Here is a 19097-nt window from a genome sequence, read left to right on the forward strand (position 1 = left end):
GGGATGCAGCCACTCACCGAGTCGCAGATCCGGTCCTCGTTCGCCAACGAGGACGCCTTCGACCTCTCCAGGATGACCCTCCCCGGCCTCCACGAGATCCTCTGGGAGGAGCGCGAGTTCCTCGGCTGGCGCGACGCCCATGCCATCCACCGCGGGTACATCGTGTACTGGCGTGACGGCGAGCCCGTGGGCATCGTGCTCAAGGCCGCCGGCGCCCGGATGCGGCCGGGCATCGCGGCGATGTGCTCGTTCTGCCGCTCCCCGCTGCCAGGCGGGCAGGTCACGCTGTTCACCGCGCCCCGAGCCGGCCAGGCGGGCGTCGACGGGTCGACGATCGGGCAGTACATCTGCTCCGACCTCTCCTGCTCGCACCTCATCCGCCTCGTTCCGCCGCGCTCGGAGGTGAACCCGGATCCGCAGGCGATGGTCGCGATGCGCGCCGAGGGCCTCACCCACCGCCTGCGCTCGTTCACCGACGACGTGCTCCGCGCCTCCTGAGCGACAGCGGTTCACCGGCGGTTCACCCGCACGACCTACGCTGACGCGGAGGCGTCGCGAACGCGCGCGGGAGGAGTCCGGTGGGAGCGAGGTGGCGCGGCAGCTCGAGCAGCGAGCTCGCGCGGACCGCTCAGTGGTCCCACACCACGATCGTGCGCGACGAGCTGGCCCGCCGAGCATCCCGGGGCCGTCTCGACTACGCCGGACTGCTCGACGCCCTGGCCGCCGGTCCGGTCGACCTCGACCGCGGCAGCGGGGTCGCGCTGGCGGAGAGCGTCGAGCGGCAGGCCCGCGACGAGCGCGACCACCTCGCGGCGTCGCAGCTGTTCCGGTCCTCGGTCACCCGCGGCGAGGTCGTGCTGCTGGATCCCGAGGCGCAGTCGGCGATGATCTCCGCGCTCCTCGGCTCCGGGCACCATGACGACGCCGCGGGCATGCTGACCCTCCTCCACGGCGTGCCCGTCGAGGAGCTCCGACAGATCGCGGCCGACGTGCTGAACCCCTGGACTCGGCCGGACGGGGGCGACGACGCGCGCTGGCGAGCCGCGTTCTCGAGCGTCTTCACCGAGGCGGGCTACGACGCACCGGAGCTCGAGGGCGACGCGGGACGCCATCCGTTCGATCGGCTCCGCTCCCCGGAGCTGCCCTCGGTCTCGGGGCCGGACGACCCTCTGGTGTCGGTCGTCATGACGTGCCACCGGCCCGGCGTCGAGGCGTTCACGGCGGTCGCGTCGGTGCTCGCGCAGACCTGGCAGCGGCTCGAGCTGATCATCGTCGACGACGGATCCCCCGCGGACTACAAGCGGACCCTGGCCGCCCTCGGCCGGCTCGATCCCCGCATCCGCATCCTCCACCGGTCGACGAACGCGGGCACGTACACCTGCCGCAACCTCGCCCTGCGCGCGGCGCGGGGCGAGTTCGTGACGACCCACGACTCCGACGACTGGATGCATCCGCGACGCCTCGAGACGCAGGTGCGGCATCTGCAGCAGACGCCCGATGCGCCCTCGAACTCGACGCACGCCCTGCGGATCACCGACGAGCTGTCCTTCACACAGCCGCGCGGCTACCTCGTGCGGCTCTGCGAGCCGTCCCTGATGTTCCGCCGACGGCTCATCGCCGACCGTGTCGGCGCGTTCGACGCCGTGCGCAAGGGCGCCGACACCGAGTTCCGCCGCCGGATCGGCGCCGTGTTCGACCGGCCGTCCGACATCCTCCTCCCCGGGGTCCCGCTGACGCTCCAGCGCTGGCGGTCGGCCTCGCTCACCGGGGAGGAGATCGGGCCGCGCTGGCTGAGCCCGTCCCGGATCGCCTACGCCAGCGCATACGCGTCGTGGCATCGAGCGATCGCGGCGGGCACCGCCGACCCGCGCAGCGAGCGGACCTCGGCGGCACGTCCGTTCCCCGCGCCCGCAGACATCCTGAGCAGCGAGGTCGCCGAGATCGTCCCCCCGGTCCTCGACCCCCAGGTCGACCTCCTCTTCGTGGTCGACCTGGTCGAGCGCATCGGCGACGCGAGATCGTTCGACAGGCTCGCCCACCGCATCCGGCAGGAGGTGCGGTCCGGGAGGCGCGTGGGGGTGGCGCACGCGTGGAGCGCGGGGCCGGAGCCGCTGCTGCCCCTGCACTACGTGCCGGCGATGCAGGCGCTGTTCGACGACGGCGTCGCGACGCTCGTCCTCACCGGGGCCGAGGCGGGAGCGGGCGTGGCGTACGTGATCGACGCGGCGACCCTGCAGGATCCGGCGGATCAGCCCTGGCGGATCGGCCGGATCGTGCGCGCCCGCTCGATCCCGCGTCCGTTGCGTCTCTCGTCGTCGCCGGGCGTCGAGAGCAGGGCCGACGACAGGGTCAGCCCGCGGGCGCTGTACGCCGACCGGGGTGAGGCGGGCGAGCTCGAGGCCGTCGCCGCCGTCGTGGAGCGGCTGTGCTCCCGCTACCCCGACGTCGATCCGGGACGCGTGAGGGACCTCGTGACGGCGGAGCACGCCGCGCTCGCCGGCCACCGCATCCGCTCGTACGTGCCGCGGCTCGTCGAGCACCAGGCCTCGTCCGCGCTTCGCGCCGAGACCCGCGCCCCTCTCCCCGACCGCACGCTGCAGGCCCCGATGTGACGTCCCGCCCCTACGTGCGGGCCGACGACTTGCGGATATGACACTTGTGGCGACCTTCCGCCGCCCGAACCCGCCACGACTGTCAGATCCGACTCGCCCCGATGGGCGGGGACGGGCGGCGCCCAGCCGGATGTGGCACTTGTGGCGACCTTCCGCCGCCCGAACCCGCCACGACTGTCAGATCCGACTCGCCCCGACGGGCGGGGCGGGCGGCCTTCAGCCGAATGTGACACCTATGGCGATCTCCCGGCGGCTGAGCCCGCCACGACTGTCAGATCCACCGCACGAGAAGCGCGCGGCGAGCCCCGGAGGGGTCAGCCGTCGTTGACCGAGATGTCGTCCTCGTCGGTGGGGACGTCGTCGCCATCGGGCTCCGGCTCGTCGGCGACCGTGGGGTCGACGCCCGAGGGCGGAGCGTCGGTGGTGGGGCCATTGCCCACGATGCCCTCCCCGTCGGGGTAGCCGGCGTAGTCGGGGAACTCGTTCGGGTTCGTCATGCTCTTCCCTTCGTCGTGTCCCCGACCATACCCGGCCCTCCCGCGAGCGCCAGGTCCCGCGACGGTCACCCACGCCCGAGAACGACGAAGCCCCCCGGACCGAGTGATCCGGGGGGCTTCGTCGTGTTGTGACCCCAGCGGGATTTGAACCCGCGTTACCGCCGTGAGAGGGCGACGTCCTAGGCCGCTAAACGATGGGGCCGTTTTTGCAACCTGACGATTATAGGCAGGTTCCCGGGGCGAGTACAAATCGGCGGAGGCGCGTCACGCGAGCACCCTCAGGGCGCCCGGGTGGAGGGTCACGGTGAGCGGGAGCGGACCGAACGGCTCCCCGTCGGCGAAGGCGGTGATGCCCTCCGCGTCGAGCGTGACGACCCTCCCGCGGCGGAACTCGACGATGTCGAGCCCGGCATGCGTCCCGGAGAAGACCTTCGGGAACAGACGGAGGAAGCGGCCCCGGCTCACCGGCGCCACGACGAAGACGTCGAGCAGGCCGTCGTCGAGCGCGGCATCGGGGGCGATGCGCATCCCTCCGCCGATGCGACCGTTGTTGGCCACCGACAGGAGCACCGAGTCCACCTCCCAGGGCTCCCCGTCGATCGTGAGCCGATACCGGCGCGCCCGCAGCCGCACGAGCTCGGCCGCCAGGGCGATCACGTAGCGCGACGCACCCTTGGGGCGCCGCATGGCGTTCGCGCGCTCGTTGACCCGCGCGTCGAAGCCCGCGGACAGCGCGCCGGCGAACCAGCGATCCGGGCCGTCCAGGCCCGAGACCACGGCGGCATCCACGCGGCGCACCCCCGCGGGGCTCGCGAGCCTCTCGAGGAGCACGTCGGTCGCCGCCGCCGTGTCGGCGGGCAGACCGAGGCCGCTCGCGAAGTCGTTGCCGGTGCCGGCGGGCACGATGCCGAGGGGCACGTCGGTGCCGGCAACGAGGTCGACGCCGAGGTTCACCATGCCGTCTCCTCCCACGACCACGAACGCCGCCGTCGGCAGGCGGAGGGCGTCGCGGGCGACGCGCACGAGCCCGTCGAAGTCGGGGGCGCTCAGCGGGACGACGTCGTGGCCGGCCGCCTTCAGGGTGCCGACGACGGCGGGACCGACGTGCCGGGTCCGGCCGAAGGAGGCGTTCGGGTTGATCGCGACGACGATCCGCTTCGCTGGGGAACCCATGGGCCCTGATCCTCCCATACGACGGCGACCTCCCGCGCCGTTGCGCACACCGGGGCGCCGGGTGTTTGCTGAGTCGCGATGAGACTCACGAAGTTCGAACACGCCGCCCTCCAGCTCGAGCAGAACGGCCGTCGCCTGTTCATCGACCCGGGTGTCTTCACGACCCCGATCACCGAGGCGGCGAACGCCGTCGCCGTCGTGATCACGCACGAGCACCCGGATCACTGGACCCCGGACCAGCTCAAGCGCATCGTCGACGCCTCCCCCGACGTGACGATCTACGGACCGGCGGGCGTCGTGGCCGCGGCGAGCGACTTCCCCGTCGTCGAGGTGCGTCCCGGCGAGGTCGTCGACGCCGCACCGTTCTCGCTGCGGTTCTTCGGCGGCCGGCACGCGGTGATCCACACCTCGATCCCGGTCGTCGACAACGTGGGCGTGATCGTGAACGACTCGCTGTTCTACCCGGGCGACTCCTTCGCCGACCCCGCCGAGCAGGTCGACCTGCTCGCGGTCCCGGTCGGTGCGCCGTGGCTGAAGATCTCCGAGTCGATCGACTACGTGCTCGCCCTGAAGCCGAAGCGCGCGTTCGCCACACACGAGATGGTGCTGTCGGTCGCCGGCAAGCAGATGGGACACGACCGTCTACGCTGGGCGACGGAGCAGGCCGGCGGCGAGTACGTCGCGCTCGAGCCCGGCGACACCCTCGACGTTTGAGCGACCGCCTCAGCTCAGCACGGGGAACAGCGACGGCGGCTCCGAGCCGAACACGTCGCGGAGCGCGGCCCTGGCCGCGTTCCATCCCGACATCCCGTGAACGCCCGGGCCGGGCGCCGTGCTGGCCGAGCACAGGTACACCCCGTCGAGGGGTGTGCGGTAGGGATCGGGCGAGAGCCGCGGACGCTTGACCAGCTGCGTGAACGAGCTCGCCCCGGAGGCGATGTCGCCTCCGACGTAGTTCGCGTTGTAGAGCTGCAGAGCCGCCGCCGGGATGGCGGAGGAGGCGATGATCCGATCGCGGAACCCGGGGGCGGCGTCCTCGATCCGGTCGGCGACGGCCTCGGTCATGTCCCGCCCCGACCCGCGGGGGACGTGCGTGTAGGTCCAGACGGTCTGGTGCCCGTCCGGCGCGCGGCTCGGGTCGAACACGCTCGGCTGCGAGAGCAGGACGTACGGATGCTCGGGGTGCCGACCCGCGGCCACCTCCTTCTCCGAGGCCTGCAGCTGCGCCGCCGTCCCGCCGAGGTGGAGCGTCCCGGCGCGGGCGAGGTCCGGATCGCGCCACGGGATGGGTCCGTCCAGCACGAAGTCGACCTTCGACGCGGCGTCGCCATACCGGAAGCGGCGCAGCATGGCCTGGTATCGCGGGGGCAGCAGGTCTCCCGCGATCGAGGCCAGAGCCCGCGGCGTGACGTCGAGCAGGACGGCATGAGCCGTCGGCAGTGACCGGAGGTCGTCGACGCGGTGCTCGGTCACCAGGCGTCCGCCGTGCGCGAGCAGGTCGGCGACGAGCGCGTCCACGATCGTCCGCGATCCGCCGATCGGGATCGGCCAGCCGCCGGGCCCGTGCGCGAGGGCCGCGAGCAGCAGTCCGGCGGCGCGGGCGCCGAGGGAGGAGATCGGCGCGATGGCGTGAGCGCTGACCCCGGCGAGGAGTCCGGCCGCGCGCTGCGTGCGGAAGCCTCCTGCTGTCCCGATCGAGGTCGCGAGCGCGCGCAGCCCGTACTGAGCGGCGGCGATCGGATGCGACGGCACACGCAGGACGGGGTTGGAGGTGAAGTCGAGCACCTGAGCGAGGTCGCGGAGGATGGGGGTGAACAGGCGCGCCCAGGCGTCGGCGTCGCGCCCGAGGCCGTCGGCGGTGCGCTCGATGTCGTGCCAGGCGTACGCCGCCGCGCCGCCGTCGAAGACGTGGGCGTACGACAGCTCGGGCGTGACGAGCTCGATGCGGGTCGACAGTCCGAACTCGCGGAAGAACGGAGACGCCCAGGCCATCGGATGCACCGCGGAGCACACGTCGTGGAAGTGTCCCGGAAGGGTGAGCTCCGCCGTGCGCGCTCCCCCGCCCGCGGCGGCTCCCGCCTCGTAGACCACGACGGACAGCCCTGCCCTGGCCATCGTCACGGCGGCGGCGAGACCGTTCGGCCCGCTGCCCACCACGACGACGTCGACCGCGTCCGTGCTCATGCTCCCAGGCTAACCAGGTCGAGGGCGGCGGCGGTCATGCCTGCCGCTCCCAGACCACCCGGTGGGCCGCGACCCGGGTCGCGATGTCGTACGCCATGAACCGAGCCAACCCCGAGAGCGCCGATCGCGCGACGGTGGACGCGCATAATGGCTCCATGCCAGTGAGCGACACCGATGTCATGGGGGCCGGCATCACCGTCCCCGAGCCCAATTCCGACTACGACCCGAGCGGCTTCCGCCAGGTCTTCGAGACCGCCTTCACCTACGCCTCGGCGGTCGAGCGCAACACGCACCGCTACGCGAACCGCACCGCGATCACCGACTCCACGACCGGCGAGTCCTGGACGTACCGCCGGCTCGGCGAGGTGACCGGCGCCCTGGTCGAGGGTCTTCGACGTCACGGCGTGGGGGTCGGCGACATCGTCGGATACCAGCTGCTCAACCGTCCCGAGTTCGCGTTCCTGTACGTCGCCGCGCAGGGGCTCCGTGCGGTCTCGTCGCCCATGAACTTCCGGCTCTCTCCCGCGGAGACGGCCCACATCCTCACCGAGTCCGAGCCCGTCGTGTTCGTCTACGAGTCGGCGCTGTCCGGCGACGTCTCCAAGGCCCTCGCGCTCTCGAGCCACACCCCGTCGGTGCTCGTCGCCGTCGGCGAGGGCGACCTGCTGCCCGGCGCCATCCCGTTCTCGGACCTGCTGGTCGAGGGGGCGCCGAGCTTCCGAGCGCCGGAGGGCGCCACGGTGTGGGACGAGACGAGCCGGCTCTACACCTCGGGGACGACGGGCATGCCGAAGTCCGTCCCCCTGACGAGCCTCAACGAGGTGCTGACCGCGCACGACGTGATCATGCACTTCCCGCTCTCCCCCGTCGACAGGACGATGAACATGTCGCCCTGGTTCCACCGCGGCGGGAACTACTGCGCCGGGCCGAACACCGCCTTCTACGTCGGGTCGGAGGTCGTCACGCTCCCGCAGTTCGATGCCGACCTGGTGCTCGACCTGGTCGAGCGCCACCGGCTGACCTACGTCATCGGCGCCCCCACGAACCTGGAGCGGCTGGCGGAGGCGCAGGAGGCCCGGCCCCGCGACCTCTCGTCCCTGTCGGGCATCGTCACGATGGGCGCCCCGCTCGAGCGGGCTGCCGCCCTCCGCTACCAGGCCACGCTCACGAAGCGGATCGCCAACGGCTACGGCACCACGGAGGCGTTCTGGAACACGTACCTGCGTCCCGACGACCTCCCGGATGCGGCCGGTGCCGCCGGCCGCGCCTGCCTGGACGACGACGTCGCCGTCGTGAAGGTCTACGGCGAGGACCGCTTCGCGGATCCCACCGACGTCGTCGCGAAGGACGGCGTCGAGGTCGGCGAGGTCATCATGCGCAGCGTCAAGAGCGGGTATGCGTACATGCACAACCCCGAGGAGCAGGCGAGGAAGTTCCGCGACGGCTGGGTGTACCCCGGCGACCTCGCCACCTGGGACGAGGACGAGATCGTCACGGTGATCGGCCGCAAGGACGACATGATCATCTCGGGCGGCGAGAACGTGCATCCGGTGCAGGTCGAGGAGGCGCTCGCCGGCCACTCCGGTGTCGCCGACTCGATCGTCGTCGGCCTCCCCGACCCGGAGTGGGGCCAGCTGGTGGTCGCCTACGTGAGGCGTCGGCCCGGAGCGCTGGAGGACGCCGCAGCAGCCGCGACGGAGCTCGACCGCTTCCTGCTGGACGGCGTCGCGCTGGCTCGCTTCAAGCGCCCTCGCCGGTACGCCTTCGTCGAGGAGCTGCCCTACACGGCGACCGGGAAGAAGCAGCACTTCCTCCTGAAGGACCGTGCCCCCGCCGACGCCGAGGCGGGACTGTTCGTCACGCCGTAGCGCCTGCGCCGAGGATCTCCGTCGAGATCTGAACGCCGCACGCCCCCGTCTCGTCGTACAGGGTGGAGGACGACCCATGACCGATGAGCAGGCCGAGCTCATGCGCGCGGTGCACGACGCCCACGGCGCGGCGCTGCTGCGCTTCGTGACGCGTCTCACCCGCGACCCCGTGCAGGCGCAGGACGTCGTGCAGGAGGCCCTGCTGCGGGCCTGGCGGAAGCCGGCGATCCTCGAGCAGGGCGACGAGGCGGCGCGGGCGTGGCTGTTCACCGTGGCGCGCAACATCGTGATCGACGACAGCCGCAGCGCCCGGCGCGCCCACGAGTTCAGCACCTCCGACCTGCCGGAGTCGCCCACCCGAGACCACACGGACGCCGTGCTCGACCGCTGGCTGGTCTCGGATGCGCTCTCGTCGCTGAGCCGGGAGCACCGCACGATCGTGGTGTCGTCGTACTACCTCGGCCGATCGGTGGCCGAGATCGCCGAGAAGGAGGGCATCCCCGAGGGCACCGTCCGGTCGAGGATGCACTACGCGCTGAGGGCGCTGCGACTCGCCCTGCAGGAGAGGGGGGTGACCCGATGACCGACGACTACCGGGACTGGGACGCCGCATACGTGCTCGGGGCACTGGCGCCCGACGAGCGCCGCGAGTACGAGCGGCACCTCGAGGGATGCGCCGAGTGCCGGACCCAGGTGGCCGAGCTGGCGGGGATGCCCGGCATCCTGGGCGCCGTCACGCCCGAGGAGGCGGTGGCCCTCGTGACCGACGACTCCACCGGGATGCGCGACGAGGCGCCGCCCTCGCTGGTGCGGTCGCTCGCCACCTCGGTGAGGGTCCGTCGTCGTCGCCTGCGCCGCCGAGTGGTGGCCGGGTCCGTCGCGGCGGGCCTCGCCCTCGCCGCCCTCGGGGTCGGCGCCGGCATCCTCCTGGCGCCGTCGATCCCGTGGGAGCCCGGCGCGACGACGTACGCCATGCAGTCCACCGTGCCGGACTCCGTCGAGGCGCGGATCGCGGTGACCGCCAAGTCGTGGGGCACGCGATTCGACTGGAACTGCAGCTACGGGACCTGGGCCGACGAGGGAGTGAGCGCCGACTACGACCTCGTCGTCACCGACGTCGACGGGCACGACACCGTGGTCGCCACGTGGACCGCGGCGGGCGCCAGGACGGGCAACCTCACCGCCTCCACCAGCATCCCGGTGGATCGGATCCGCTCGGTCGAGATCCGGTTCCCCGACAGCGACGAGGCGCTCGCCGAGGCGAACCTGACCGCCTGACCCAGGCCCTGGAAGGGTCAGGATCCCATGCTCGAATCGGCATGGAGGAGGTGCGAGACTGAGAGCTGTCTGAGTCAGGCCCGAGTCTGGAGGTCAGCACGTGCAGCTCTTCGTCACCGGCACCACCTCACCCCTCTCAGGGGAGCTCCACATCCCGGTCTCGAAGTACCACGCCCATCGAGCCCTGGTCCTCGCCTCGCTGTCGCCCGGCAGGAGCGTCATCCACGGCCTGTCGGAGACGCGGCAGGTGGTCTGGACCATCGGCGTCCTGCGGGCGCTCGGCACGAGGATCGAGATCGTCGGCGACTCCTACGTCGTCGACGGCGGGCCCTACACGACCACCGAGCACGTCCTGGATCACGGCTCGTCCAGCGACGAGGGCCTCCTCAACGTCGGCTCGTCCGGCACGACGCTCTACTTCATGACCGGGCTCGCCAGCCTCGCCGACAAGCCGATCACCCTGACCGGGATGAAGTACTTCCGGCGGCGGCCCATCAAGGCGCTGCTGACCGCGCTCGGCGAGATGGGCGTGGAGTACGAGTCGACGAACGACTGCCCGCCCATCACCGTCCAGCCGCGCCGGCCGCGAGGGGGTCGCGTGCAGATCGCCGGCACCCTGTCGCAATGGGTCTCCGGGCTGCTCCTGCTCGCCCCCTTCGCCGAGCGCGAGACCACGATCGAGGTCGTCGGCGAGCTCAACGAGCAGCCGTACGTCGAGCTCACGGTGTCGATGATGCGTCACTGGGGGCTCACCGTCGAGGTGTCGGACGACTGGCGCACCTTCACCATCCCGGCCGGGCAGACGGCGACGCCGGCCGAGTACACGATCCCGCCCGACATCGGCTCGGCCGCGTTCGGACTCGCCGCTGCGGCGATCCGGCCGTCCGATGTGCTGTTCCGCGGCATGTCGACCATGACGGCCGCGGAGACCGACCACCCCGAGGCGGAGTTCCTCGACCTGGTGGCGGCGATGGGCCTGCCGATGGCCATCGACCCCGACTCGGGGTTCGTCCGCGTGCGCCACGACGGGATCGAGCTCGCGCCGCTCGACATCGACTGCCAGCCCATCCCCGATCTGCTGCCCGTCCTGTCCACCCTGGCGACGTTCGCGCGCGGGACCTCGCGGTTCCGCAACATCTCGCACATCCGCCTCAAGGAGAGCGACCGGGTGAACGCCATGCTGCAGCTCAACCGGCTCGGCGGCGATCTGGTCGACTCCGGCGAGGAGCTCCGCATCACCGGCGTCGACTCCCTGCACGGCTCGCCGATGTCGTCCTTCAACGACCATCGTGTGCTCATGTCGCTGGCCATCGCCGCCACGCGCGCCGAGGGCCGATCCCGGCTCACCTATCCGCGCGCCTATCGCATCTCCTACCCCACGTTCCTCCAGGAGATGACGCGCGTCGGCCTCGAGATGGACATCACCGCACCGGCCCGCACCGAGGCCGACGGGTCCCACGGCTCCCACTCGATCGCCTCGTGAGCGTCGTCGCACCGCCGGTCCTCGTGCACTCGGAGCTCGTGCACGAGCTCGCCCGGACCGCCCCGGACTCCCCCGCCGTGATCGAGGTCGGCGAGCGGCCGACCGCTCTGACCTGGGGTGAGCTGCAGGACGCCGCCGACCGCGTCTCGGCGCTCCTCCTCGACCTCGGCGTGCGTCCGGGAGAGTCGGTCGCGTTCCAGCTGCCCAACTGGATCGAGTGCGTCACCACGACCCTCGGTGTGCTGCAGATCGGCGCGGTCGTGGCCCCGATCATGCCCGTGTTCGGGCCACGGGAGGTCTCGATGGTGCTCTCGCGCTCGCGCGCGAGGGTGCTCTTCGTCCCGCAGTCGTTCCGCAAGCGCCCGCACGCCGCCGAGCTCGCTCAGGTCGCGATCGAGGCGGATGCGCGCGGACTCCCCCTCGCCGTCGAGCACGTCGTCGTGGTCGCCGACGCCGATCGTGAGGGCACGCCCCGCGCAGGCACCGCCGGCGACGGCCCCTTCACGCCGCCCGCCGCTCCCGCCGTGCCGATCACCGACGACGAGCCGGGGCGGGAGAGACGGCCCGGGAGCGCATCCGGATGGACCTGGCACGACTTCGACGACGCGCTCGCCTCCGTATCCGTGGATCGCAGCGCCCTCGAGGCCCGCCGCCCTGGTCCCGATGACGTGGCCCAGCTGCTGTTCACCTCGGGCACGACCGGCGAGCCGAAGGGTGTGCAGCACGCCCACCGGTCGCTCGGGCTGGCGACCGCGATGCACGTCGCGCAGACCGGGCTCGGCGCCGACGACCGCGTCTACATCCCCTCGCCGTTGGCCCATCAGACCGGCTTCCTCTACGGCCTGCTCCTGAGCTGGCGGCTCGGGGTCCCGAGCGTCGTCCAGCCCATCTGGGATGCACGGACCGCCCTGTCGCAGGCGTTCGGCACCGCCCGCGCCACCTTCGTGCAGGCGGCGACGCCCTTCCTCATGGACCTCGTCGAGGCGGTCGAGGGCGGTGAGCCCGCCCCCGAGTCTCTCCGGATCGTGGTGCCGACCGGAGCCGCCGTGCCGCGCGAGCTGGCCGAGCGTGCCATGAGGGTGCTCGGCACCGTGACCCTCGGGGCGTTCGGGACGACCGAGACCTGCCTCGGCGCGCTGGCCTCCCCCGGCGACGGACCGGCGGCGTGGGGCAGCGACGGGCGTGCGCTCGAGGGGGTCGGCATCCGCATCGTCGACGACGAGGGGGTCGAGCTCCCGCGCGGAGCGGAGGGGAACTACGAGCTGAGCTCGCCCACGATGTTCCTCGGCTACCTCGACCGCCCCGATCTCACCGCTGAGGTGTTCACCGCGGACGGCTGGTACCGCACGGGCGATCTGGCCATCCTCGACGAGGCCGGGTTCCTCCACATCACGGGCCGCGTGAAGGACGTGATCAACCGCGGCGGCGAGAAGGTGCCCGTGGTCGAGATCGAGAACCTGCTGTTCCAGCATCCGCGGGTGAAGGACGTCGCCATCGTCGCCGAACCGCATCCGCGCCTCGGCGAGCGCGCGTGCGCCTTCGTGGTCACCGCCGACGGGGCCGAGCCGCTCGGCTTCGGCGAGATGCAGGAGTACCTCGCCGCGGCGAAGGTGTCGAAGTACTTCTGGCCCGAACGGCTGGCGTTCGTCGACGAGCTGCCCCGCAATCCGGTAGGCAAGGTGCAGAAGAACCTGCTGCGGGTGCGCGCGGCGGAGCTCGTCGCCGACGGCGGCGGGCTCACCTCGACCCGCGCCTGACCCCCTCACGACCCCCACCCGACCACCTCAGGAGAGAGCACGCCAGTGACCGAAGACGAGTTCCAGGAGCTCAAGGCCGAGATCACCGCCTGGGTCGAGGGCCCGGGCGAGGAGTTCGCCGAGCGCATCGAAGCGACCGGGGTGGTCCCACCCGACCTGTTCGAGACGTTGAGGGAGCGCGGCTACCTCTCGCTGGCCGCGCCCGAGCGCCTCGGCGGCCGCGGCATCCCGTTCTCGAGATATCTGGAGCTCATGGAGGTCTTCTCCCGCTCCCACGGCTCGGTGCGGATGCTCGTGCACGTCATCAACGGCACCTGGCGCGCGATGGAGCCCTACGCCACGCCCGAGCAGCTCGAGCGGATCGTCAAGCCGTCCGTGGCGGGCGAGGTGCTCGTCGCGTTCACGCTCACCGAGGCTACCGCGGGCACCGGCGCCGACATCCGCACCACGGTGCGGCGCGAGGGCGACACCTACTACATGACCGGTGAGAAGCACCTCATCACGTTCGGCGTGAAGTGCGACTACTGGCTGATCACCGCTCGCCTGGAGGGCACCAGCGGCAACGAGGGCACGGTCGAGTTCCTCATGCCGAACAGCGGGCTCCCCGGCGTCGAGGTCATCGACGACTCCGACACGATGGGGATCCGCGGGACCGACCACGCCATCCTCCGCTTCCAGGACGCTCCCGTCCCCGCGTCGGCCCGCCTGGGCGAGGAGGGGCAGGGGCTCGAGGTGGCGCTCGGCGGCTTCCTGCTGCCCTCGCGCATCTCCGTCGCGATGAGCTGCGTGGGGCTCGCCGAGCGAGCGCAGCAGCTCGCCGTCGAGTACGCGCTGAAGCGCGAGACCTTCGGCAAGAGGCTCGCCGAGCGCCCCGTCATCCAGCAGTACCTGGCCGAGAACTACGCGGACATCGCCGCCGCGCGCGCCCTCGTCCTCGAGGCGGGTCGCGCCTACGAGGAGGGCCGCCCCGACGCCGCCGCGCTGTCGAGCGCGTCGAAGATGGTCGCGGTCGACATGATCGGTCGCGTCACCGACAAGGCGCTGCAGGTGCACGGCGGCCAGGGATACTGGCACCGGAATGCGATCGAGCGCGTCTACCGCGACGCGAGGGCTCCGCGCTTCGAGGAGGGCACCAACGAGATCCAGAAGACCGTCGTCGCACGCCACGTGCTGACGGAGGCGGTCGCGGCGCGGGCCGCCGCGTCGACGCAGCCGACGGACACCCAGGAGAAGGCAGAGGACAGGGCATGACCGACTCGACCCAGCGCATCGTCGCCATCACCGGAGCCTCCCGCGGCATCGGGCGCCTGCTCGCCCAGAAGCTCGGGGCGCAGGGGGCGGCCGTCGTCATCAACTACAAGGTGAACGCCGACCTCGCCGAGGAGTCGCTCGCCGACGTCGTCGCCGCCGGCGGCTCGGGCATCACGGTGCAGGCCGACATCGAGCAGGCCGACGACATCGACGCGCTCTTCGACCGCATCCGCTCCGAGTACGGCCGGCTCGACGGGTTCGTCGCCAACGCCGCCGCGAGCGCGTTCAAGCCCGTCTCGGCGCTGAAGACCCACCACCTCGATCGCAGTTACGCCATGAACACCCGGTCGTTCGTGCTCGGCGCCATCCGAGCGGCGGAGCTCATGGACGCCGGCGGACGCATCGTGGCGGTGACGAGCTACGGCTCGCTCCGCGCCTTCCCCACCTACGCGGCGCTCGGCGCGGCGAAGGCGGCGAACGAGGCCTACGTGAAGTTCATGGCCACCGAGTTCGGCCCGCGCCAGATCACCGTGAACGCGGTCAACGGCGGGCTCATCGACACCGACTCCCTCGACTACTTCTACAATCGCGTCCCGGGGATGGCGCCGATGGAGTCCGTGCTGGCGAAGGTGCCGCTGCAGCGCCCCGGGACCGCGGACGACATGGCGGACGCGATCGACTTCCTGCTCTCGGACCGTGCGTCGTACATCACCGGCCAGGTGATCTCGGTCGACGGCGGGCTGACCGTGGTCGCCCCGCCGTTCTGGGCCGACACGACCGGCGATCTCCGGGCCGCCGTGATGCTCGACAGGCCGGACCCGTCGGTGCTCCCCGAGTGACCCGGATGCTGCGAGACTGAACAGCGTGTCCGCACACCTTCGACGCACCTTCTCACCGTGGAGACTCGGCACGATCGAGCTGCCCCACCGCGTGATCATGGGCAGCATGCACGCCGGCCTCGAGACCCTCGATGACGGAGGCGACGCCCTCGCGGCGTACTACTCCGAGCGGGTCCGGGGTGGCGCGTGCCTCGTGATCACCGGCGGCATCGCGGTGAGCCGTCAGGGCAGCGGCGCCCTCGACTTCAGCGTGTTCGGCGATCCGGCGGGCGACGCGCGGATGGCGCGCGCCGTCAGCGCGGTGCACGCGGCGGGTGGGCTGATCGCGGCGCAGCTGTTCCACGCCGGCCGGTACGCGCTCCTCGAGGGCATGACCGAGCCCGACGGGACGCCCACGCGCTCGGTGGCGCCCTCGCCGCTGCCCTGGCGCGGGGCTCGCGGCGCCGTCCCGCAGGAGCTCGACGAGGCAGGCGTGCTCAGGGTGATCGACGAGTTCAGGCTGGCGGCTGCTCGCGCGGTGCAGCTGGGCTTCGACGCCGTGGAGATCATGGGGTCGGAGGGCTACCTGATCAACCAGTTCTGCTCGCCGGTGACGAACCTGCGCGAGGACGAGTGGGGCGGCGACCCAGCTCGACGCCGCCGGTTCGCCGTCGAGGTCGTCCGCGCCGTGCGGCGCGGCGTGGGCCGCGACGTGCCGGTCATCATGCGGATGTCGGGCGCCGACCTCGTGCCGGGCTCGTCGACGCAGGAGGAGACCGACGAGCTGGCGCGGGCCCTCGTGGTCGCCGGCGCGGATGCGCTCAACATCGGCATCGGCTGGCACGAGTCGACCGTCCCGACGGTGCAGGCCGCGGTGCCGCACGGCGTGTGGCTCCGGTACTCGGAGGCCATCGTGTCGGCGATCTGCACCCTGCCCGAGGAGCACTGGGTGCGCGACGACGAGGGCCGAAAGGGCAGGTCCCCTGTCCCGGTCATCGCGAGCAACCGGATGAACGACCTCCGTGACGTCGAGGACGTCCTCGGTCGGCGCACGGTCACCGCGGTCGCGCTCGCGCGTCCGTTCCTGGCTGACGCGTCGCTCGTCGACCATTCCCGCGAAGGCCGCTTCGATCACGTGAACACGTGCATCGGCTGCAACCAGGCGTGCCTCGACCGGTCCTTCGCCCTCGCTCCGGTCTCCTGCCTGGTGAACCCCCGAGCCGCTCGCGAGTCGCGATATCCGGTGGCGGTGTCGCTGCGGACCTCCTCCGCCGCGCGCTTCGCGGTGGTGGGCGGTGGCCCTGCGGGTCTCGTCGCCGCCTCCGACCTCGCCGGACAGGGTCATCGCGTCACGCTGTTCGAGGCGTCCGCCGAGCTCGGCGGGCAGTTCACCCTGGCCGCGCGCATCCCCACCAAGGAGGACTACGCCCTCACCGTGAGGCACTACGAGTCGCTCCTCGAGCGGCAGGGGGTCCAGATCGAGGTGGCGCATCCCGCGATCGTCGACGAGCTCGCCGAGTTCGACGGGGTCGTCGTGGCGACGGGGGTGCGTCCGCGCACCATCGACGTCCCCGGCGCGACCCTGCCGCACGTGCTCTCGTACGAGGAGGCGATCCGGGGCGGCGTACCGTCGGGCCCCGTGGTGGTGATCGGCGGGGGTGGGATCGGCGTCGACACCGCGAAGTTCCTCGTCCTCTCGCACGACGCCGTGGAGCGCGGACGCGAGTTCGACGCCCGGTTCGCGCTGGCCGCTCCGGAGACGATGCTCGAGGGATCGGCGTACCCGCAGCGGGTGCGGATGCGCCGGCCTCTCGTCCACCACGATCCGCGGCCCGGTTCGTCGGTGACGGTGCTGCGCCGTCGCGGGAAGTTCGGGGCGGGCATGGGCATCACGTCGCGCTGGGTCGCCCTCGGCGAGCTGCGGGACGCGGGAGTGCGGATGCTGGCGGACCTCGAGTACGAGGAGATCACCCCCGACGGCGTGCGCGTGCGCTTCGGCGACGGCCGCAGCGAGCTCCTCGCCGCGTCGACCGTGATCGTGTGCGCGGGCCAGGTCTCGCACGACCCGCTGAGCGCCGAGCTGGCCGCCCGGGGCGTGCGCCACGAGGTCGTGGGCGGCGCGCTCGACGCCTCCGGCGTCGACGCCGTGCGGGCCACACGGCAGGGGCTCGACGCAGCCCGTCGTCTCCCTCGCCCGGCGTCCGTCCCCGCCGCCTGACCGGCCGCCGCCCGCGCCCCGCGGATGGTGGGCCGCGAAAAGGTACCGTCAGAGCGAACATGACCCGATATGCGGCCCATCGCCGCTCTCAGGCGACCTTTCGACGGTGAGTGCGGCGCTTCAGCAGTGCGGGTGGACGGCGGCGTGGGCGGGGAGGTCGGCGTGCTGCGCGGGGTCGATCGCGGCGACCTGCTGGAGGAACGCGTCGAGGTCGAGAGGGCGGCCGTCCCGCCAGGTGCCGAGCACCCGCACGTCGTCGACGAGTCGGGCCGGATCGGCCGTGTACGGGTCGGCGGAGAGCACGACGAAGTCGGCGCGCTTGCCCGGCTCGATCGACCCGATCTCGTCACCGCGGCCGAGGTGGCGCGCGGCGCTGACGGTCTCCGCCTTCAGCGCCTCGTCGAGGGTGATCCGCTGCTCGGGGCCGCGGAGCGTGCCCGACCCGGTGAGGCGCGTGACCGCCGTCTGGAGGTTGAGCAGCGGGATGGGCGGGCTGACCGACCCGTCGTTGTGGAAGCTCACCGTGGCGCCGCTCGCGATCGCATCCGCGAACCGCTGCCACTGCGAGCCGATCTCCGACGCGAAGAGCGTCCCGTCGAGCACGTCGCCCCAGTAGACGAACTGGAACGGGCTCATCGAGACGCCGACCCCGAGCGCGGCGGCGCGGCCGAACTGCTCACGGCGTGCCGCCCCGACGTGCTCCACCCGCCAGCCGTGGTCGGAGCCGAGGAGGCCCTGCCTGGTCAGAGCGCGCTCGTAGGCGTCGAGGACGATGTCGAGCCCGAGGTCGCCGTTGACGTGGAACGCCATCTGGAGTCCGCTGCCGGCGAAGGAGTCGAGCAGCTCGTCGAGGTCGGCGCGCGTGTAGTTCATCATCGCCTCGCCACCCGGTCCCGGCGTGATGCCTGCGCCCCGGACGGTGTCGTTGTCGAGGTATGGGAAGGTGGTCGCGATGGTGCCCGTCCAGGGCGATCCGTCTGCCCAGAGCTTCACGCCCACCTTCCGCACCATCGCCTCCGGCGCCGACGTCTCGAGCGGTGCCGTCGGGTCGGGCTCGGTCGACATGTGGTACAGCGACAGCCCGAGCGGACTGTCGGGCAGTGAGCCGAGAGCGGTGATCGCGGGCAGCAGACTCAGGCCGAAGGTGTGCTCGGTGGTCGCGGTGATCCCGTTCTCGGCCATGTAGCGGTACCACTTGGCCGCCGAGAGCAGCGGGTCCGTGAGCACGGTGGCCATCAGGGGCTGGAGGACGGCCATGACCGCCTGCAGCTCGTAGCAGCGCCCGTTCGAGGTGCCGTCGGCGTGGCGTCCGAAGCGGGCGCCCACAGGGTCGGCCGGCGGTTTCCCGTCGGCCCACCCGAGCTGCCGGATGAGCGCGCTGGTGAAGTAGCCCTCGTGCCCGGAGTTGTCGAGCACGAACACCGGCCGGTCCGGGAAGAACGCGTCGAGATCGAGGTTCGTCAGCTCCGGCGCCGCCTGCAGGGTGCGGTCGAGTCCGTTGAACAGCAGCCCGACGCCGGCCGGCGTCTCCGTCTCGAGCCGCTCGAACAGAGCCGTGACGTCGGCGTAGCTCGGGTAGCCCACGTAGGGCGCGATCCACTGGGCCGGCTCGCGGCACATCATCCCGCTCATGATGGGGTGGCTGTGCGAGTCGATGAAGCCGGGCAGCAGGGCGGCGTCGCCCAGGTCGACGAGGTCGGCGTCCGGATGGGCCGCGGTCAGCCCCTCGTGGGATCCCACGGCCACGATCGTCCCGGACGAGGTGTCGACGCCCACCGCTTCGGCCCGCGGATGCTCGGGGTCCATGGTCAGGACGGTGCGGGCGAGGACGATGCGGTCGAGAGGCACGCGCTCAGCCTGGCGCACGCGCCCCTCGCGCACAATCGCCCGTCCTGCCCCACGACCCCGTGGTCCCCCGGGACGCTGGTCCGATCCGGACGGAGGCGATACCGTGGCGG

Annotated in this window: 15 protein-coding genes and 1 tRNA gene; 11 read left to right on the forward strand and 5 right to left on the reverse strand. The window is 72.0% G+C overall.

The genetic code is table 11. The features are described from left to right. Positions 1-3 precede the first annotated feature (3 nt). Both IEX69_RS05150 and IEX69_RS05155 read left to right on the forward strand, forming a co-directional pair. Positions 4-498, forward strand: coding sequence for an FBP domain-containing protein (locus IEX69_RS05150; protein ID WP_085020022.1), 495 nt, complete (start codon positions 4-6; stop codon positions 496-498). Between the two features lie 80 nt (positions 499-578). Then, positions 579-2612: a glycosyltransferase family A protein gene (locus IEX69_RS05155; protein WP_085020023.1), complete on the forward strand. Its 2034-nt coding sequence runs from the start codon at positions 579-581 to the stop codon at positions 2610-2612. Between the two features lie 314 nt (positions 2613-2926). Here IEX69_RS05155 and IEX69_RS05160 read toward each other — a convergent pair whose 3' ends face one another. The 3 genes from IEX69_RS05160 to IEX69_RS05170 form a co-directional block, all read right to left on the reverse strand. Further along, positions 2927-3109: a hypothetical protein gene (locus IEX69_RS05160; RefSeq protein ID WP_085020024.1), complete on the reverse strand. Its 183-nt coding sequence runs from the start codon at positions 3107-3109 to the stop codon at positions 2927-2929. Between the two features lie 129 nt (positions 3110-3238). Beyond that, positions 3239-3311, reverse strand: a tRNA-Glu gene (locus IEX69_RS05165). A gap of 62 nt (positions 3312-3373) precedes the next feature. Further along, positions 3374-4282: a diacylglycerol/lipid kinase family protein gene (locus IEX69_RS05170; protein ID WP_085020025.1), complete on the reverse strand. Its 909-nt coding sequence runs from the start codon at positions 4280-4282 to the stop codon at positions 3374-3376. A 78-nt stretch (positions 4283-4360) separates the two neighbouring features. Here IEX69_RS05170 and IEX69_RS05175 point away from each other — a divergent pair, with 78 nt between their 5' ends. Then, positions 4361-4996: an MBL fold metallo-hydrolase gene (locus IEX69_RS05175; RefSeq protein ID WP_085020026.1), complete on the forward strand. Its 636-nt coding sequence runs from the start codon at positions 4361-4363 to the stop codon at positions 4994-4996. Positions 4997-5005: 9 nt separating this feature from the next. Here the strand turns inward: IEX69_RS05175 and IEX69_RS05180 are convergent, their stop codons facing one another. Continuing rightward, positions 5006-6466, reverse strand: a complete 1461-nt coding sequence (locus IEX69_RS05180) for a phytoene desaturase family protein (RefSeq protein ID WP_085020027.1) — start codon at positions 6464-6466, stop codon at positions 5006-5008. A gap of 155 nt (positions 6467-6621) precedes the next feature. Between IEX69_RS05180 and IEX69_RS05185 the strand changes: the two genes are divergently transcribed. The 8 genes from IEX69_RS05185 to IEX69_RS05215 all read left to right on the forward strand — a co-directional run bounded on the left by IEX69_RS05185 (position 6622) and on the right by IEX69_RS05215 (position 17139). Then, complete coding sequence (locus IEX69_RS05185) at positions 6622-8334, forward strand: class I adenylate-forming enzyme family protein (protein ID WP_085020028.1); 1713 nt, start codon at positions 6622-6624, stop codon at positions 8332-8334. Between the two features lie 76 nt (positions 8335-8410). Further along, positions 8411-8917, forward strand: coding sequence for a sigma-70 family RNA polymerase sigma factor (locus tag IEX69_RS05190; protein WP_085020029.1), 507 nt, complete (start codon positions 8411-8413; stop codon positions 8915-8917). Further along, positions 8914-9612 carry an anti-sigma factor family protein gene (locus tag IEX69_RS05195; protein WP_085020030.1) on the forward strand — a complete coding sequence of 233 codons (699 nt, stop codon included), beginning with the start codon at positions 8914-8916 and terminating at the stop codon, positions 9610-9612. The genes IEX69_RS05190 and IEX69_RS05195 overlap by 4 nt, the downstream gene beginning before the upstream one ends. Before the next feature lie 100 nt (positions 9613-9712). After that, positions 9713-11095: a 3-phosphoshikimate 1-carboxyvinyltransferase gene (gene aroA / locus IEX69_RS20825; protein ID WP_217348602.1), complete on the forward strand. Its 1383-nt coding sequence runs from the start codon at positions 9713-9715 to the stop codon at positions 11093-11095. Beyond that, positions 11092-12852: an AMP-binding protein gene (locus IEX69_RS20830; protein WP_217348603.1), complete on the forward strand. Its 1761-nt coding sequence runs from the start codon at positions 11092-11094 to the stop codon at positions 12850-12852. The genes aroA and IEX69_RS20830 overlap by 4 nt, the downstream gene beginning before the upstream one ends. A gap of 45 nt (positions 12853-12897) precedes the next feature. Beyond that, positions 12898-14103 carry an acyl-CoA dehydrogenase family protein gene (locus IEX69_RS05205; protein ID WP_085020031.1) on the forward strand — a complete coding sequence of 402 codons (1206 nt, stop codon included), beginning with the start codon at positions 12898-12900 and terminating at the stop codon, positions 14101-14103. Beyond that, positions 14100-14942 carry an SDR family oxidoreductase gene (locus IEX69_RS05210; protein ID WP_085020032.1) on the forward strand — a complete coding sequence of 281 codons (843 nt, stop codon included), beginning with the start codon at positions 14100-14102 and terminating at the stop codon, positions 14940-14942. Before IEX69_RS05205 ends, IEX69_RS05210 begins: the two co-directional genes overlap by 4 nt. 25 nt (positions 14943-14967) lie before the next feature. Further along, positions 14968-17139, forward strand: a complete 2172-nt coding sequence (locus IEX69_RS05215; RefSeq protein ID WP_217348604.1) for an oxidoreductase — start codon at positions 14968-14970, stop codon at positions 17137-17139. A gap of 120 nt (positions 17140-17259) precedes the next feature. Here the strand turns inward: IEX69_RS05215 and IEX69_RS05220 are convergent, their stop codons facing one another. Next, the gene (locus IEX69_RS05220; RefSeq protein WP_217348605.1) at positions 17260-18987 is read right to left on the reverse strand and encodes an amidohydrolase; all 1728 of its coding nucleotides are present in this window, start codon (positions 18985-18987) and stop codon (positions 17260-17262) included. Positions 18988-19097: the final 110 nt, after the last annotated feature.

Origin of the sequence: Cnuibacter physcomitrellae, from assembly GCF_014640535.1 — a bacterium.
In the GTDB taxonomy this organism is placed as follows: Bacteria; Actinomycetota; Actinomycetes; order Actinomycetales; family Microbacteriaceae; genus Cnuibacter; species Cnuibacter physcomitrellae.

Coding starts and splice junctions, on each gene's coding strand:
- IEX69_RS05150 (WP_085020022.1), top strand. CDS start 4: ATGCAGCCACTCACCGAGTCGCAGATCCGGTCCTCGTTCGCCAACGAG.
- IEX69_RS05160 (WP_085020024.1), bottom strand. CDS start 3,109: ATGACGAACCCGAACGAGTTCCCCGACTACGCCGGCTACCCCGACGGG.
- IEX69_RS05170 (WP_085020025.1), bottom strand. CDS start 4,282: ATGGGTTCCCCAGCGAAGCGGATCGTCGTCGCGATCAACCCGAACGCC.
- IEX69_RS05175 (WP_085020026.1), top strand. CDS start 4,361: ATGAGACTCACGAAGTTCGAACACGCCGCCCTCCAGCTCGAGCAGAAC.
- IEX69_RS05180 (WP_085020027.1), bottom strand. CDS start 6,466: ATGAGCACGGACGCGGTCGACGTCGTCGTGGTGGGCAGCGGGCCGAAC.
- IEX69_RS05185 (WP_085020028.1), top strand. CDS start 6,622: ATGCCAGTGAGCGACACCGATGTCATGGGGGCCGGCATCACCGTCCCC.
- IEX69_RS05190 (WP_085020029.1), top strand. CDS start 8,411: ATGACCGATGAGCAGGCCGAGCTCATGCGCGCGGTGCACGACGCCCAC.
- IEX69_RS05195 (WP_085020030.1), top strand. CDS start 8,914: ATGACCGACGACTACCGGGACTGGGACGCCGCATACGTGCTCGGGGCA.
- IEX69_RS05210 (WP_085020032.1), top strand. CDS start 14,100: ATGACCGACTCGACCCAGCGCATCGTCGCCATCACCGGAGCCTCCCGC.